Source organism: Streptomyces sp. NPDC043746 (assembly GCF_056436485.1).
The window spans coordinates 71,379-84,982 of record NZ_JBWKCM010000015.1 but is presented as its reverse complement, the minus strand read 5'-3'; the positions used below and the strand labels follow the sequence as shown (position 1 = coordinate 84,982).

The window sequence follows — 13,604 nt, the reverse complement described above, 5'->3', positions numbered from 1 at the left end:
GGGGGGGGGGGGGGGGGGGGGGGGGGGGGGGGGGGGGGGGGGGGGGGGGGGGGTGGCCCCCCCCCCCCCCCCCCCCCCCCCCCCCCCCCCCCCGTCACCGCCGACTCCCCCGGCCAGCACCAGCCCCTCCGCCGCGACCAGGCGGCCTGCCCGCATCGCTGCCACCCGTCGTGTTGACCGCTGCCCCCACGCTCGCGGCGCCGAGTTTCGATCGTGTTCTGCTTGCGCTTGCCAGAGACGAAGGCCCGGCGCCCGGGGCGGTGCGCCTGCGGGCGGCGGACCTGGGTCTCGGCGCCGTCGATCCTCAGCGTGACGTTCTCGGCCGCGGCATAGGCGAACACGTCCTCCAGCGTCCGTAGCCGAAGGCCGGGCCGGTCCGGCACCGCGAATCCACGCGCGGCCAGCAGCGGACGGATCTCGCTGATCGCCCGCCCGATGGTGGAAGGACCCACCTCGTTGATCACTCCGAGTGCCTCGTGGGTCAGTCCCGCCCGCAGGTGGACGAGTGTCACCAGGACCCGGTCGACGAAGACCAGCTCGTACTTCGGACCGGCGCCGGCTTTCCGCCTCCGGGCTCCGTGCCGCCGCTCGTGCCGGGTTGCTTCGCACCGTGCGTTCCAGCGTGTCGCGAACTCGGCGACCAACTTCCCCACATGACGAGCCGGGATGCCGCAGAACGCACGGTGCGACATGGCGGCACGAGCCTGCTTGATCTTCACACCTCAAGAACCTGGCGGGGCGCGTCGATGTCACGGCAGAGTGCTGACGGATTGCGCGCGTCTACCCTCACCTGTATGACGACCGATTGGATAGCGGAATACCGACGCATGACTCAGAGGCGGCGCTTCGAGGAGCTCAGCCGTCCACCCGCGAGGCAGGTCGCCTCCCCGCCACCGCTGTCCGAAGCGGAGATCCGCGAAGCGGAGGCGGAGTTGGGCATCACGTTCCCGGACCAGTACCGAGAGTACTTGCTCCTGCAGAGCGCTGGCGGCGCGGTGAACCGCCTGTGCCGATCCGCGGCAGGCTGGGGCTGGCATGGGGACTCCAGCACCAACTACGACCTGCTCACCACTGACTTTCCGCATCCCGACTCCTACGGTGCTTACGAGGATGAGCTGGACGCGCGCGAGCCGCTGAAGCAGGACTTCCCGGACCACGGCGCCTACCGGGCGGCATGGGAGCAGTGGGACGCCGAGTATGGGGTGTTCCAGGAGCGCAAGACGTCCGGCGCTGTATTCATCCAGGAGAACGGCTGTGGTTTCTCGACCCTTCTCGTTGTCACCGGTCCGCACCGGGGCTCACTGTGGTTCGACGGCCGGGCCACCTGCGACCAGATCCTTCCTTTGAACCTGGGCGGTCAGCCCGTGTCGTTCATGGACTGGCTCGCTCGAGATTCCATGAGTCTGGTTGGCTGGTGAAGGCGGCCCGGCGGAACCGGTCCGTCAGCCCGGTCGCGAAATCTTCGTCCCGACCACCGACGAGAACTCGGTCAGGCTAATCGCGGGTCAGGTCGTCAGACCTTGCCCCGCGCGTCCACGCGGATGCCGGCCGCCGGCCCTTCGTGGTCCCGGATGGCGGTCAGGTCGTCCTTGGCCTTCTTGAGGGCCGCGTAGCCGTCCTCCAGGATCAGCCTCACGCCTCTGGCCTCGGCCGCGGCGTCCGCGAACTCCTTGGCCGTCTTGCCGATGAACGCCTTGGTGACACCGGCGTTCAGCCCCTCCCAACTCGCCTTCTCCACCTTGGCCTTCATCCCGTCGGTGGCCCGGGTGGCCGGTTTCTCCAGCTTCCGCGCCATCTCCGACCAGTCGTCGGCAGCGGCCTTCAGCTTCCCCAGCGGGGCATCGACGATGTCCGCGTACGTCAGCATGTGCTTGCTGCTCCCCCCTCGCCTACTTCAGGTACTCCGTGAGCTTCGAGATCGGCGTCAGATCGCCCACGGTCTTCACCTCGCCCTTGGCGTGCTGCGCCTTCGTGTAGTCCAGGTGATCCGAGATGTGCGCGCAGGAGTCCAGCAGCGTCCTGAGGTGGGTCCGCCAGCGGTCGTGCGCCTTGAGCACCGCCGCACCGCTCGCGAAGTTGCCGTTGGTGAGCGCGATCACCGCGTCGAAGGCGGCGGGGCGGGCGTGGTCGCCCTCCTTCGACAGCCGCGTCCTCAGGTCGTAGGCGTCGTTCCCGATGGCACCGAGGTCGTCCCGGTTCACCACCAGGTCGGGTGCGCCGCCCCCGCCGCCCCCGCCGCCCCCGGCCGGGACGCCGTTGAGACGCAGGGCGGTCCGCTCGGCCGCCGCCTCGCGTAACTCCGCCCACTCCTCGTCGAAGGTCATGAACTTCCTGCTCTGTTCACGTGGTTCACGTCCTGCTGAGCGTTCCCCGCTCCGCTCAACCCGTCTTCAGCCGCTTCATCACGTCGCGCATATCGGTGATCAGGTCCGCGTGGTACGGCTCGACCGCCCGGGCCTCCGGCTCCACCGGCGGCGGGTCCTCGCCCTCGTCGGCGCCCGCGTAGTCCATGGAGGTGGAGAGGGTGAGCGCGAGGACCGCGCCGCCCTCCGCCACCCTCAGCTCCGAGGTGCTCTCGTCGACGACCAGCAGGTAGGCGCGGTCCCCGAGGCCGGGGACCGGTTCGGTGCGCTCCGTGCCGTCCCCCCAGAGCGTCCGCTCCTTGCGGGCCTCGAACTCGGGCAGGGGGTCGGTCTCCTTGTGGAGTTCGACCTTCAGCCCCACCTGGAGCCCGTAGCGCCACCCGTAACCGTCCTGGGAGGACCTGGGGGCGGTGAGGGTCATGGCGCAGGCGATGCTGTCGAGCGCCGGGTGCTCGATGCTGCCGGGGACCAGGCTCGGGACGTCGGCGCGCTCTCCCACCGACGCGGTGAGCGCCTCCATCTGCATCACGGAGCAGGAGCGGGCGCCCAGTTGGTAGCGGTGGGTGTCCGGCTTGGGGCCGGGGCCGATGCCGTACGCGAAGACGGCCGTCGCCCACAGCGCGGAGGCGGTCAGGGCTCCCGTCGCGGCCCAGAGCACGCCGTGGCCCCGTCTGCGCCCGGACGCGGGCTTCCGGTCGAAGCCGCCCACCGCCTCCGCGGTGTGCTCCGGTCCGAACTCCCCTATCAGCTCCGGCTCCGAGATCACGTTCGGTTCCCCCCGTGGTCCTGCGTCTGCGGGCTCCTCGCCCCTGTCTCAGCCCTTCGGGGCCGTCACCACCGCAGCCTGCGGCCGTACCGGCAGACGGTTCACCGGTCGGCCGGTGGCCGAGCGGATCGCCGAGGCCACCGCCGCCGGGGCCGTGACGACCGGGACGGCGGAGGCCGGTTTGGCACCGAAGGGGGCCACCACGTCGCGTTCCTCGACCAGTTTCACGATGCGGATGTCGGGGGCGTCCAGCGAGGTGGGGAGGGCGTAGCCGGTCAGGTCGGGGTGGCGGATCAGGCCTCGCGCGGTGCGGAGGTTCTCGGTGAGGGCCGCGCCGATGCCCTGGGTGATGCCCGCCTCGATGCGGACGGCGAGCTGCTTGGGGTTCAGGACGCGGCCCACGTCCTGGGCCACCGCCATCTCGACCACGCGGACCGAGCCCAGCTCGATGTCGACGTCGACGACCGCCCGTACCGCGCAGAACGCCAGGCCCACGAACGCGTCGCCCTGGCCGGACTCGTCCAGCGGCTCGGTCGGGTGGGGGCGGCACTGGGCGGTGGCCCAGAGTTCCTTGCCGTCCATCGCCTCCATGACGGTGGTGGAGAGGACGCCGTCGTAGGAGGTGATCTTGCCGTCCGCGATCTGGAGCAGTTCCGTGGACATGCCGAACTTGTGGGCCAGCGGCTGGAGGAGCTGGGTGCGGACCATCTTCGCCGCCCGCTCCACCGCCCCGCCCGACACCCAGGTGTGGCGGCCGTGCGTGGCCGGCCCGGCGGGGGGCTGGTCGGTGTCGACCGGGGCCACATGGACCTCGTCCACGCCCAGGATCTCCTGGACGATCTGGCGGGCGAGGGTCGTGAAGCCCTGGCCTGTCTCCACCGCCGCGCAGATCACCGTGGCCACGCCGTCGTGGACCCGGACCGTGGCCGTGGAGACCTCGTCCGTGCCTTCGGCGCCGAGCATGTGGACCATGCCCACGCCGTACCCCACGCCCCGGCGCACCGCCCCGGGTTCGCCCGCGCCCTCGGGGCCGCCGGGCAGCAGCCAGTCGTCCTGCGGGGAGTCCTTGGGGAGGGCGGGCAGGGGGTGGTCGCGGACCGCCTGGAGCAGCTCGGCCACGGGGGCCGGGCAGGTCACCGTCTGGCCGGTGGGCAGGATGTCGCCCGTCGAGAGCACGTTGCGGAGGCGGAGCTCGGCCGGATCGAGGGAGAGCTTGGCGGCCAGCTTGTCCATCTGGCCCTCGTACGCCGCGCACACCTGCATCGCGCCTTCTCCGCGCACGTGACCGGAGGGCGGGTTGTTCGTCCGGACCGCCCAGCCCTCGATGAAGGCGTGCGGGACGACGTACGGGCCGCAGGCGAACGCCACGGCCGCCGCCAGGGATTCCGAGGAGGCGTCCGCGTACGCGCCCGCGTCCAGCAGGATCTGGGCCTCCACCTTGACCAGCCGGCCGTCCGCGTCCGCGTGGTGGCGGTAGCGCAGCAGGGTCGGGTGGCGGTGGGCGTGGCCGAGGAAGGACTCCTCGCGCGTCGCGGCCAGCTTCACCGGGCATCCGGTGCGCAGGGCGAGCAGGCCCAGCGGGATCTGGAAGCCCGGGTCCTCGCGGTCGCCGGTCGCACCGGGGACGCCGGTGACGACGACCTTGACCCGGTCCGGCTCCAGACCGAAGCAGGCGGCGGCCAGGTCGCGGTCGGTGTGCGGGTCGGTGGAGGCGGTGTAGATCTCGACGCCGCCGTCGGGGCGGGGCACGGCGAGTCCGGCCTCCGCGCCGATGGGGGCCGGGTCCTGGCGGCCGATGCGGTACAGGCCCTCGACGACGACCTCACCGGTCGCCTCGGGGTCGCCGTAGCGGAGGGGGATGTGCCGGATCAGGTTGCCGTCGGGGTGCAGGGGCTCCGCCCCGAACGCCTTCTCCGGGTCCGTGACCGGCTCCAGCACCTCGTACTCGACCGCGATGGCGGCGGCGGCCAGTCGCGCGGTGTCCGGGTGGTCGGCGGCGACCGCGGCGACCGGCTCGCCGTGGTGGCGGACCAGCTCGGCGGCGAAGACCGGGCGGTCGACGACCCGGCGGCCGTAGTTGCTGTCCCCGGGGACGTCCTCGTGCGTGACGACCGCGCGCACCCCGGGCATCGCGGCGGCGGCCGAGGTGTCGATGGAGAGGATGCGGGCGTGCGGGTGGGGCGAGCGGAGCACGGAGGCCCAGAGGAGCCCCTCGGCCCAGAGGTCGGCGGCGTACGGGAAGGTGCCCTCGGACTTCGCCCGGGTGTCGCCGGCCGGCAGGGAGGCGCCCAGGCCGGTCAGCGGAGGCTCCCCGTCCGGGCTCGGAGCACCGCCGGCCGGACCGCCCGCGGCGGCATCGATCCTGGGCAGGGTGGTGCTGGTCGCGTTGGCCGCGTCGCCGCTCACGCCGCCACCTCCTTGTCGCTCGCAGGGGCCATGGGGTGGTGCGCCGGGGCCATGGGTACGCCCGCGTCCATCACTGCGCGCCTCCCTCGTGCGGGTGGGGCTGCTGGACGCCGCCCGCGCCCGGTTCGGCCTGGGGCGGGACGCGGGGTCCGTCGTGGGCGGTGGCCGTCCGGGCAGGGGTGGGCTCGGTGGTGGCGGTCTCCGCGGTCGCCTCGCGGGAGGCCACGACGTCCGCGACCGCGTCGAGCACGCCCCGGTAGCCGGAGCAGCGGCAGAGATTGCCGCAGAGGGCCTGGCGGGTCTCCAGCTCGCTGGGGGCGTGGTTGCCCTCCAGCAGGTCGTGGACGGTCATCGCCATGCCGGGGATGCAGAAGCCGCACTGGATCGCTCCGCAGGCGGCGAGCGCGCGCTGGACGTCGGAGGGTTCGCCGTCGACGGCCAGCCCCTCGACCGTACGGACCTCGCTGCCCGCGGCGGTCGCGGCGGGCACCAGGCAGGAGGCGACCAGTCGGCCGTCCACCTGGACGTTGCACGCCCCGCACTCGCCCTGCGAGCAGCCGTCCTTGGCCCCGGCGAGGCCGAGGCGCTCGCGGAGCACGTAGAGCAGGGACTCCCCGATCCAGGCGTCGGAGACCGGGCGGTCCACACCGTTCACATGCAGCGTGTAGGAGGCGGCGGGGTGCTCGCTCGGTACGTCGAGGGGGGCGGCGACCGGGTCGTGCGCGGGGTCGTGGGCGATGTCGTGGGACGGGTCCGGTTCGGGTTCCGCTTCGGGGGCCGGGTCCTGGGCGGCGGCTGCCGTGTCCTCGGAGGCGGGGGTGGGTGCCGCGTCCTCCGCCTGCCCGTCCACGGGGGCGGGGGTGGGAGTGGCACCGGGCTCGGGGGCGGCCGAGGAGGTGGCCGACGGGGTCGGTTCCGTGGCGGGCTCGTCGGAGGCCGAAGCCTCCGCTTCCGCCTCCGGTGCCGGCCCCGGGGACGATCCTGCCTCCGCCTCCGTTTCCGTCTCCGGGGCGGTGCCGGGGAGCGGGTGGGGCGCCGCGTGCTCCTCGGGCTCGGGCTGCGGCTGCGTCGCCCAGGGCGCGGGGGCGCCGCCGGGGAGCGTGGCCGGGCGCGTGCTGTCCACGCTCCACTGCTGCGAGGCCGCCGCCGAGGCCAGGAACTCTCCCGACTCCTCCGGAAGGCCCCCCTCCGCAACCGGGATCGTCCACTGGCCGGTGTGCCCTGCGGACGAGGGAGGGGCCGTGGGCTCGGTGGGTGCAGTGTGCCCGGCGCGCTCCTGGTGGGCGGAGTGGTCGGTGTCGCTGATCTGGCCGGTGCGACCCGCGTAGTCCACCTGACCCGCGTGGTCGCCCTGCCCCGGGTGACCCGTGTGGTCGGCGAGCCCGGAGTGGTCGGTGTAGCCGTCGGGGCCCCCGTGACCACCGGTACCCGGGTAGTCGCCAGGGCCCGTGTGCTCCGCCTGACCAGCCGCCCGGTCCGCGGCGGCCACCCCGCCCGGCTGCTCCCCCAGGGCCTCGGTGAAGTTCCACTGGGCCGTGGCGTGCGCGTTGTCCTGGTACGGCTGCGCGTAGGCGCCCTGCTCGTTCGGGTCCGGCCAGTGCACCGCGCCCGGGGCCGCCTCCGGGGCGGACCGGTCGGTCCCGGCCTCCGGCCCGTCGTGCGTCTGCACGACCCAGCTGCCCGTCGCGGCCGGGTCCAGACCGGCGGCCGGGGTCAGCGGCAGGATCATCGGCGGTACGTAGCCGTGGCCGGGGGCGGCCAGCGGGACGCCGTCCAGGTCCTCCGGCGGCAGCTGGACGAACGCCGTGGCGTCGGCGTCGTACTCGCCGCTCTGCGGCGTCGGCTCCCAGCCCCCGTACCGGGGGTCGGGGTGTTCCTCTTTGCTCACGACAGTGCCCTCCCCAGTGCGCGTCGGGCGAGCGCGGCGACGGTGCGCCGCAGGTGGAGTACGGCCGGGGACAGCGGCGGGGCCTCTGATCCGTCGGCCGGCGGTGCGTGGTCCGGGATGCAGGCGGCGGCGACGTACTCACCGAAGGCGGCCAGCGCGTCGGGGGCCAGGCCCCGTTCGCCGTCCCAGTCGATCAGCGAGGCGATCCAGCGCTCCGCCTCCAGCGGGCGCAGCGGCATCGGGGCGATGGCGCCGACCGCGCAGCGCACCCCGCGCCGGGCCGGGTCGAGCACGACGGCGACCGACGCGGTGGCGCGGCCGGGGCCGGTGCGGCCGGTGGCCTTCAGGAAGACCTGGGGGGCGTGCAGCAGCGGGACCCGGACGAAGCCGATCAGCTCGGCCGGGCCGAGCATCTCTCGGCCGGCCAGCAGGTGGGAGACGGGGACCTCACGGCGGGTGGAGCCGGGGCCGGCGACGACCAGTTCGGCCTCCAGGGCGGCCAGCACCGGCAGTGCGTCGCCGGTGGGCGCGGAGGTGGCGATGTTGCCGCCGAGGGTTCCGGCGTTGCGGATCTGGGGCGGGCCCGCCGCGCGGGCGGAGGCGGCGAGGGCGGGGATCAGGGCGGCGAAGTCGGGGCGTCCCATGCGGGCGTGGGTGAGGCCGGCGCCGAGCAGGGCGTGGCCGTCCTGGTAGTGCCAGCCCCGCAGCTCGCTGATCCGGCCGAGGCCCACCAGCCCCGAGGGGCGCAGGAGTCCCTTGTTGACGGCCGCCATCAGGTCCGTTCCCCCCGCCACGGGGACGGCGGCGGGCATGGCTTCCAGCGCCGCCACGGCCTCGTCGAGCGAGGCCGGCAGCGTCACCGACTGCAGCGCCTGCGGTGCGTGCGTGGTCAACCCAGCTGCCCCTTCCCGGTCTCCCCGGCTGGTCCGCCTGTTGCGCCGTACGGTACGTGTTCACAGGCCGGACGTGGCAACTCTGGCACATCTTCCGAGCGGACCGACGCTAGGGTCCGCGAAGGGTGGTTCCGCCCCTGAGCTGGGGGATGGTCCGGTTTCGCACCTCTTTTGCGCAGAGGGTGAATTGCCACTCTTCAGCGATGCTTGTACGACTTATTCCGTTCGTACCGAGGCAGGTTCGGGTCCGGCACGGGCGGGTCCCGGCGCACGCGGCGGCCGTCGGCCGCGTACGCCGGTTCCGGGGCTCACACCACCGGCGGCGCTCCCTCGATCGGGTGACCGAGGATGCCGGGCCGCCGCTGCCACGGCAGCGGTCCGCCCGGTCGGCGGTAGTCGACGCCGAGGGCGTCGAGCCGGGGGTAGTGGTCGGTCATACGGGCCGCGAAGCCGGTGAAGTCCCGGTCGGCCGGGGCCGGCAGGGCGGACCAGGCGACCTCCGCGAGGGCGGCGAGGCGCGGGAAGACCTGGTAGTCGACGCGCGCCCGGTTCTGCATGACCTCGGTCCAGACATTGGCCTGGGTGCCCAGGATGTGACGGGCCGCCTCCTCGCTGAGCCCCGGTGGAACGGGTTCGAAGCGGTAGACGTCCTCCAGGGTGCGGACGTACCCGATGGGCATCGGCTCGTCCTCGCCGCCGTCCTGACGGTGGTCCAGGTACACCTGCTGCTCGGGGCACATCACCACGTCGTGCCCGGCCTCGGCTGCGGCGATGCCTCCGGCGTAACCACGCCAGGAGGAGACCGCCGCGCCCTCGGCGAGCCCGCCTTCGAGGATCTCGTCCCAGCCGATGAGGCGGCGGCCGCGTTCGGTGAGCCAGGTGTCGAAGTGGCGGATGAACCAGGACTGCAGCTCGTCCTCGTCCTTGAGGCCGAGTTCGGCGATCCGGGCCTGCGCGGCCGGGGACCGCTTCCACTGGTCCTTGACGCACTCGTCGCCGCCGACGTGGACGAACGGCGAGGTCTCGACCGGGAAGAGGTCGAGGATCTCCTCGAAGACGCCCTCGTAGAAGCGCAGGGTGTCCTCCGTGGGGGCGAGTACGTTCGGGCTGACGCCCCAGGTGTCCCAGACGGAGAGGGTGGTGGTGTCGACGACGTCGGTGTTGCCCAGCTCGGGGTATGCGGCGATGGCGGCCTGCGCGTGGCCCGGGATGTCGATCTCGGGGACGACGCGGATATGCCGCTCGGCGGCGTAGGCGACGATCTCGCGGATGTCGTCCTGCGTGTAGTAGCCGCCGTACGGGGTCTCGTCCCACAGCTCGGAGGCGCGGTGCCCGTATTTCGTACGGGAGCGCCAGGCGCCGGTCTCGGTCAGGCGCGGGTGGCTCTTGATCTCGACGCGCCAGCCCTGGTCGTCGGTGAGGTGGAAGTGGAAGACGTTCAGCTTGTGGGCGGAGAGGAGGTCGAGGTAGCGCAGCACGTCGTCCTTGGGGAGGAAGTGCCGGGAGACGTCGAGCATCATGCCGCGCCAGGAGAAGCGGGGTTCGTCCTCGATGTCCACCGCCGGGACCTGCCAGGTGCGCCCCGGGTCGAGGGGCGCGCGCCGGAAGGCGTCCGGGCCGAGCATCTGACGGAAGGTCTGCGCCCCGTGGAGGAGCCCGCCCGCGCTGCCGCTCGTGATGCGTACGGCGTCGCCGTCGACGACGAGTCCGTACGCCTCCGGTGCCAGGGCCGCGTCGAGCGCCAGCGCCACGCGGGAACCGTCCGTGCCGTCGGCCAGCGGCAGTCCGGTGGCGGCGCCGACGGTGGTCCGCAGCCAGCGGGCCACCCCCTCGGTGCCGGGTGCCGCGTCGATCACGGTCGTCCCGTCCAGCCGGAACGGTTCCCGCCCCGGCGCTCCCCAGGTGAGGGTGCGCGGCGCGGGGATCAGGCCCAGGGCCGTCGAGTCGCCCGGAGCCGCCGTCGTGTCGTCGGATGTCATGGCGTCAGTCCTTAACCGCTCCGCCCAGTCCGGAGACCAGGCGTCGCTGCACGAGTACGAAGAAGACGAGCACGGGGATGGTCATCACGGTCGAGGCTGCCATGATCCCGCCCCAGTCGTTCTCGTCCGGTTTGAAGAAGACCAGCAGCGCCATCGGCAGCGTCGACTGGGAGGTGTCGCTGATGATGAAGGACTTCGCGAAGAGGAAGTCGTTCCAGGTGGTGATGAAGGAGAAGACACTGGTGGCCACGAGGCCCGGGAAGACCAGCGGGAAGAGGATCTGCCACAGGAATCGGGTGCGGCTCGCCCCGTCGATGTAGGCGGCCTCCTCCAGGGCCTCGGGGACGGCCCGGACGAAGCCGCGCAGCATCCAGATGGCGAACGGCAGCGAGAAGGCCAGGTGCGGCAGGATCAGCGAGCCGAGCGTGTTGAGCTGGCCGAAGTCCCGCATCAGGAAGAAGAGCGGGATGGTCAGCGCCTCCACCGGCACCATCTGCGCCACCAGGAACATGATCAGCAGGGTGGTGCGGAACCTGAAGCGGAAGCGGGTCACGGCGGTGGCGGCCAGGAAGGCGATCAGCGCCGAGAGGATGACGACCGTGCCCGCCACGAGCAGGCTGTTGAGGAAGTAGCGGCCGAAGTCCTGCTGTTCGAAGACCCGGCGGAACGAGTCGAGCGAGGGGGCGAGCGTCCAGGGGCGGGCCTCCGTCGACTGGATCTCCCCGGCCGGTTTGAAGGCGGAGAGCACCATCCAGTAGAGCGGGAAGGCGACCGCCACGGCGATCAGCAGGGCCGCGGCCTCGGCCAGCAGTCTGCCGGGCCGCTTGACGCGGAGCAGCTTGGTCACACTCACAGTTCCTCCCCCTGGCGCCGCACCAGGCGCAGATAGACGAGCGTGACGGCCAGCAGGATCACCAGCATCACGACGCCGATCGCCGAGCCGAGGCTGTACTGCGAGGACGCGAACGCCTTCTGGTACGCGTACACGTTGAGCACCAGGTTCTGGCCGGCGATGCCGCCGCCGTTGGTCATGACGTAGATCTGGGTGAAGACCTTGAAGTCCCAGATGATCGACTGGATGGTGACGACGATCAGGATGGGCTTGAGCATCGGCGCCATGATGGTCCGCCAGATCCGCCACTGGGAGGCGCCGTCCAGCGAGGCGGCCTCCAGTACCTCGGTGGGGATGGCCCGGATGCCCGCGTACACGGTGACCATGACGAACGGGAACGAGCACCACAGGACTTCCAGGAGCACGAGCGCGAAGGCGCTGTAGCGCCCGTACGTCCAGGAGAAGTCACCGAGCCCGAGCACCTTGTTCACGGGTCCGAAGTCCGGGTCGAAGAGGAAGACCCAGACCGTCGAGCCGGTGATCGCGGGGGTGGCCCAGGCGCCGAGCGCGGCCATCATCAGCGCGAGCCGGGGCAGCGCGCGGATGCGGGTGAGCAGGACGGCCATGGCGCAGCCGACGACGAGCGTGGAGACCACGCAGGCGGCGGCGAAGAGGACGGTGGCGAGGAGGACCTGCCAGAACTGGCTGTCGTTGAAGAGGGTGGCGTAGTTGTCGAAGCCCTTGAAGGTGGTCGGTTCGCCGCCGCTGACCTGGGCCTGGGTGTACTCCAGGAACGAGATCAGGCCGAGCTGGTAGATCGGGTAGACCAGCAGTCCGGCGAGCAGGACGAGGGCGGGCAGCAGATAGAGCCAGGGGGTCCAGCCGGAGTGCCCCTTGGGGGACACGGAACGGCCGCGCCGGGGCGGGCGGCCGGCGGGGGTGCCGGTGCCCGCCCCGGCCGCACCGGGGGCCGGGGCCTGGAGAGCGGTGGTGGGCGTGGTCATGGTCAGCCCGCGTCGGTGAAGGCCGCGTCCATCTTCTTCGCCGCGTCGTCCGAGGCCCGGGCCACGTCCTTACGGCCGGAGACGATCTCCTGGAACATCGTCGGCAGGACCAGCGAGGCGTCGATCTGGCCCCAGGCGGGCGAGGCGGGGACGAACTTGGCCCCGGCCCCGAGGGTCTGGACGAACGGGGCGACGAACGGCTGCTTCTTCGCCGCGTTGTCCAGGACGTCGGTGTACGTGGGCAGGAAGCCCATCGCGTCGAACATCTCGGCCTGGGTCTTCTTGCTCGTCAGCGACTTCATCAGCTCGACGGCGAGGGTGCGGTGCGAACTGCTCTTGAGGACGCCCAGGTTGTTGCCGCCCGCGAAGGCGGGGGCGATGGAGTTCGGGGCGACGCCGGGCAGCGGGACGACCGCGTACTTGCCCTTGACCGAGCCCGCTTCGACGGCCGCGTGGCTGAAGTCGCCGCCGATGGCCATGGCGGCCTTGCCGGAGGCGAAGGCGGTCACGGTGGCGTTGCCTCCCATGGAGGCGCACTTGGCGGCCGGGCAGTTGTCGTCGCCGAAGAGCGAGGTGTAGGCCTCGATGCCCTTGCGGGCCTTCTCGCTGTTGATGCCGGACTTGTACGTACCGTCGGTCTCGCCCGCGATCTCGCCGCCGTGGGACCAGATGAAGGGCATCGCGCCGTAGGTGTAGGCGCCGCCGACCGCGAGGCCGTAGAGGTCGGGCTTGGCCTTGCGGACCTTCTTGGCGGTGGAGATCAGCTCGGCCTGGGACTTGGGCGGCTCGATGCCGAGCTCATTGAAGACGTCGGTGCGGTAGTAGAGGGCGCGGACGCCGACGAAGAACGGGGCGCCGTAGACCTTGTCCCCGACGGTGACGGACTGCTTGGCGATCGGGTCGGTGTCCTTGGCCTCCTCCCAGGCGCCGAACTCGGAGGTCACGTCCGCGAGTCCGCCGTCCTTGACGTAGCCGGCGGTGTCGCTGTTGCCGTACTCGATGAGGTCGGGAGCGCTCTTGGGGTCGTTGAAGGCGGCCTTGATGCGCTGGGCGCGGGTGTCGACGGGTATGTACTCGACCTTGACCTCGGTGCCCTGGTGGCTCTTCTCGAACGCGGCGATCGCTTCGTTGACGACCTTCTCCTTGGGCTTGTTGCCGACCTCCTGGAAGAGCCAGACACGGAGGGTCCCGCTCTTCTCGTCACCCTTCGCACTGGTGTCGGAGGTCTGGGGCGCACAGGCGGTGGCAGTGACGCCCGCCAGCACAAGCGCCGCCACCGGGGCGGCAATTCGGGCAGAAAGCTTCATCCGGGAACCCCTACCGGTCATTTGTTGCATCATGTGCAACGTGCGTTTCGTTCTGCACAACTGGCAGGAGAGTAAGTCCGGTTCCGGCGCTCGACAAGTGGTCTCCACCACTCTGTGACCCGCCGACGCAGCCCGTGCAACGCGATCATCTGGTCACCCTCCGTGA

At 72.0% G+C, this 13,604-nt stretch carries 10 protein-coding genes and 2 pseudogenes; 1 reads left to right on the top strand and 11 read right to left on the bottom strand.

Translation table 11 applies throughout. The features are described 5' to 3' along the window. Positions 1-692, bottom strand: a pseudogene (locus tag AC0682_RS18060) (helix-turn-helix domain-containing protein); the annotation flags it as partial. A gap of 102 nt (positions 693-794) precedes the next feature. Here AC0682_RS18060 and AC0682_RS18055 point away from each other — a divergent pair. Then, positions 795-1,418: an SMI1/KNR4 family protein gene (locus tag AC0682_RS18055; protein WP_478533821.1), complete on the top strand. Its 624-nt coding sequence runs from the start codon at positions 795-797 to the stop codon at positions 1,416-1,418. A 98-nt stretch (positions 1,419-1,516) separates the two neighbouring features. On the opposite strand, the pseudogene AC0682_RS18050 reads toward AC0682_RS18055, so the two are convergent. The 10 genes and pseudogenes from AC0682_RS18050 to AC0682_RS18005 form a co-directional block, all read right to left on the bottom strand. Continuing rightward, a pseudogene (locus AC0682_RS18050) lies at positions 1,517-1,867 on the bottom strand (hypothetical protein); the annotation flags it as partial. A gap of 22 nt (positions 1,868-1,889) precedes the next feature. Continuing rightward, entirely contained in the window at positions 1,890-2,324 is a 435-nt protein-coding gene (locus AC0682_RS18045; protein WP_478533820.1) for a hypothetical protein, read from the bottom strand. Positions 2,325-2,379: 55 nt separating this feature from the next. Then, complete coding sequence (locus tag AC0682_RS18040; protein WP_478533818.1) at positions 2,380-3,129, bottom strand: hypothetical protein; 750 nt, start codon at positions 3,127-3,129, stop codon at positions 2,380-2,382. A 48-nt stretch (positions 3,130-3,177) separates the two neighbouring features. Continuing rightward, a complete protein-coding gene (locus tag AC0682_RS18035; protein WP_478533817.1) occupies positions 3,178-5,535 on the bottom strand; it encodes a xanthine dehydrogenase family protein molybdopterin-binding subunit in 2,358 nt (785 codons plus the stop codon). 70 nt (positions 5,536-5,605) lie between these two features. Next, positions 5,606-7,423, bottom strand: coding sequence for a (2Fe-2S)-binding protein (locus AC0682_RS18030; RefSeq protein WP_478533816.1), 1,818 nt, complete (start codon positions 7,421-7,423; stop codon positions 5,606-5,608). Further along, the gene (locus tag AC0682_RS18025) at positions 7,420-8,316 is read right to left on the bottom strand and encodes an FAD binding domain-containing protein (protein ID WP_254812462.1); all 897 of its coding nucleotides are present in this window, start codon (positions 8,314-8,316) and stop codon (positions 7,420-7,422) included. Before AC0682_RS18025 ends, AC0682_RS18030 begins: the two co-directional genes overlap by 4 nt. 308 nt (positions 8,317-8,624) lie before the next feature. Beyond that, entirely contained in the window at positions 8,625-10,295 is a 1,671-nt protein-coding gene (locus tag AC0682_RS18020) for a beta-N-acetylhexosaminidase (protein WP_478533815.1), read from the bottom strand. Between the two features lie 4 nt (positions 10,296-10,299). Continuing rightward, positions 10,300-11,148, bottom strand: a complete 849-nt coding sequence (locus tag AC0682_RS18015) for a carbohydrate ABC transporter permease (RefSeq protein ID WP_478533813.1) — start codon at positions 11,146-11,148, stop codon at positions 10,300-10,302. Next, complete coding sequence (locus tag AC0682_RS18010; protein ID WP_070201419.1) at positions 11,145-12,131, bottom strand: carbohydrate ABC transporter permease; 987 nt, start codon at positions 12,129-12,131, stop codon at positions 11,145-11,147. The genes AC0682_RS18015 and AC0682_RS18010 overlap by 4 nt, the downstream gene beginning before the upstream one ends. Positions 12,132-12,133: 2 nt before the next feature. After that, positions 12,134-13,438 (bottom strand): extracellular solute-binding protein, encoded by a 1,305-nt coding sequence (locus tag AC0682_RS18005; RefSeq protein WP_478533812.1) that lies wholly within the window; start codon positions 13,436-13,438, stop codon positions 12,134-12,136. Between the last annotated feature and the right edge of the window lie 166 nt (positions 13,439-13,604).

Coding starts and splice junctions, on each gene's coding strand:
- AC0682_RS18010 (WP_070201419.1), bottom strand. CDS start 12,131: ATGACCACGCCCACCACCGCTCTCCAGGCCCCGGCCCCCGGTGCGGCC.
- AC0682_RS18055 (WP_478533821.1), top strand. CDS start 795: ATGACGACCGATTGGATAGCGGAATACCGACGCATGACTCAGAGGCGG.
- AC0682_RS18045 (WP_478533820.1), bottom strand. CDS start 2,324: ATGACCTTCGACGAGGAGTGGGCGGAGTTACGCGAGGCGGCGGCCGAG.
- AC0682_RS18020 (WP_478533815.1), bottom strand. CDS start 10,295: ATGACATCCGACGACACGACGGCGGCTCCGGGCGACTCGACGGCCCTG.
- AC0682_RS18005 (WP_478533812.1), bottom strand. CDS start 13,438: ATGAAGCTTTCTGCCCGAATTGCCGCCCCGGTGGCGGCGCTTGTGCTG.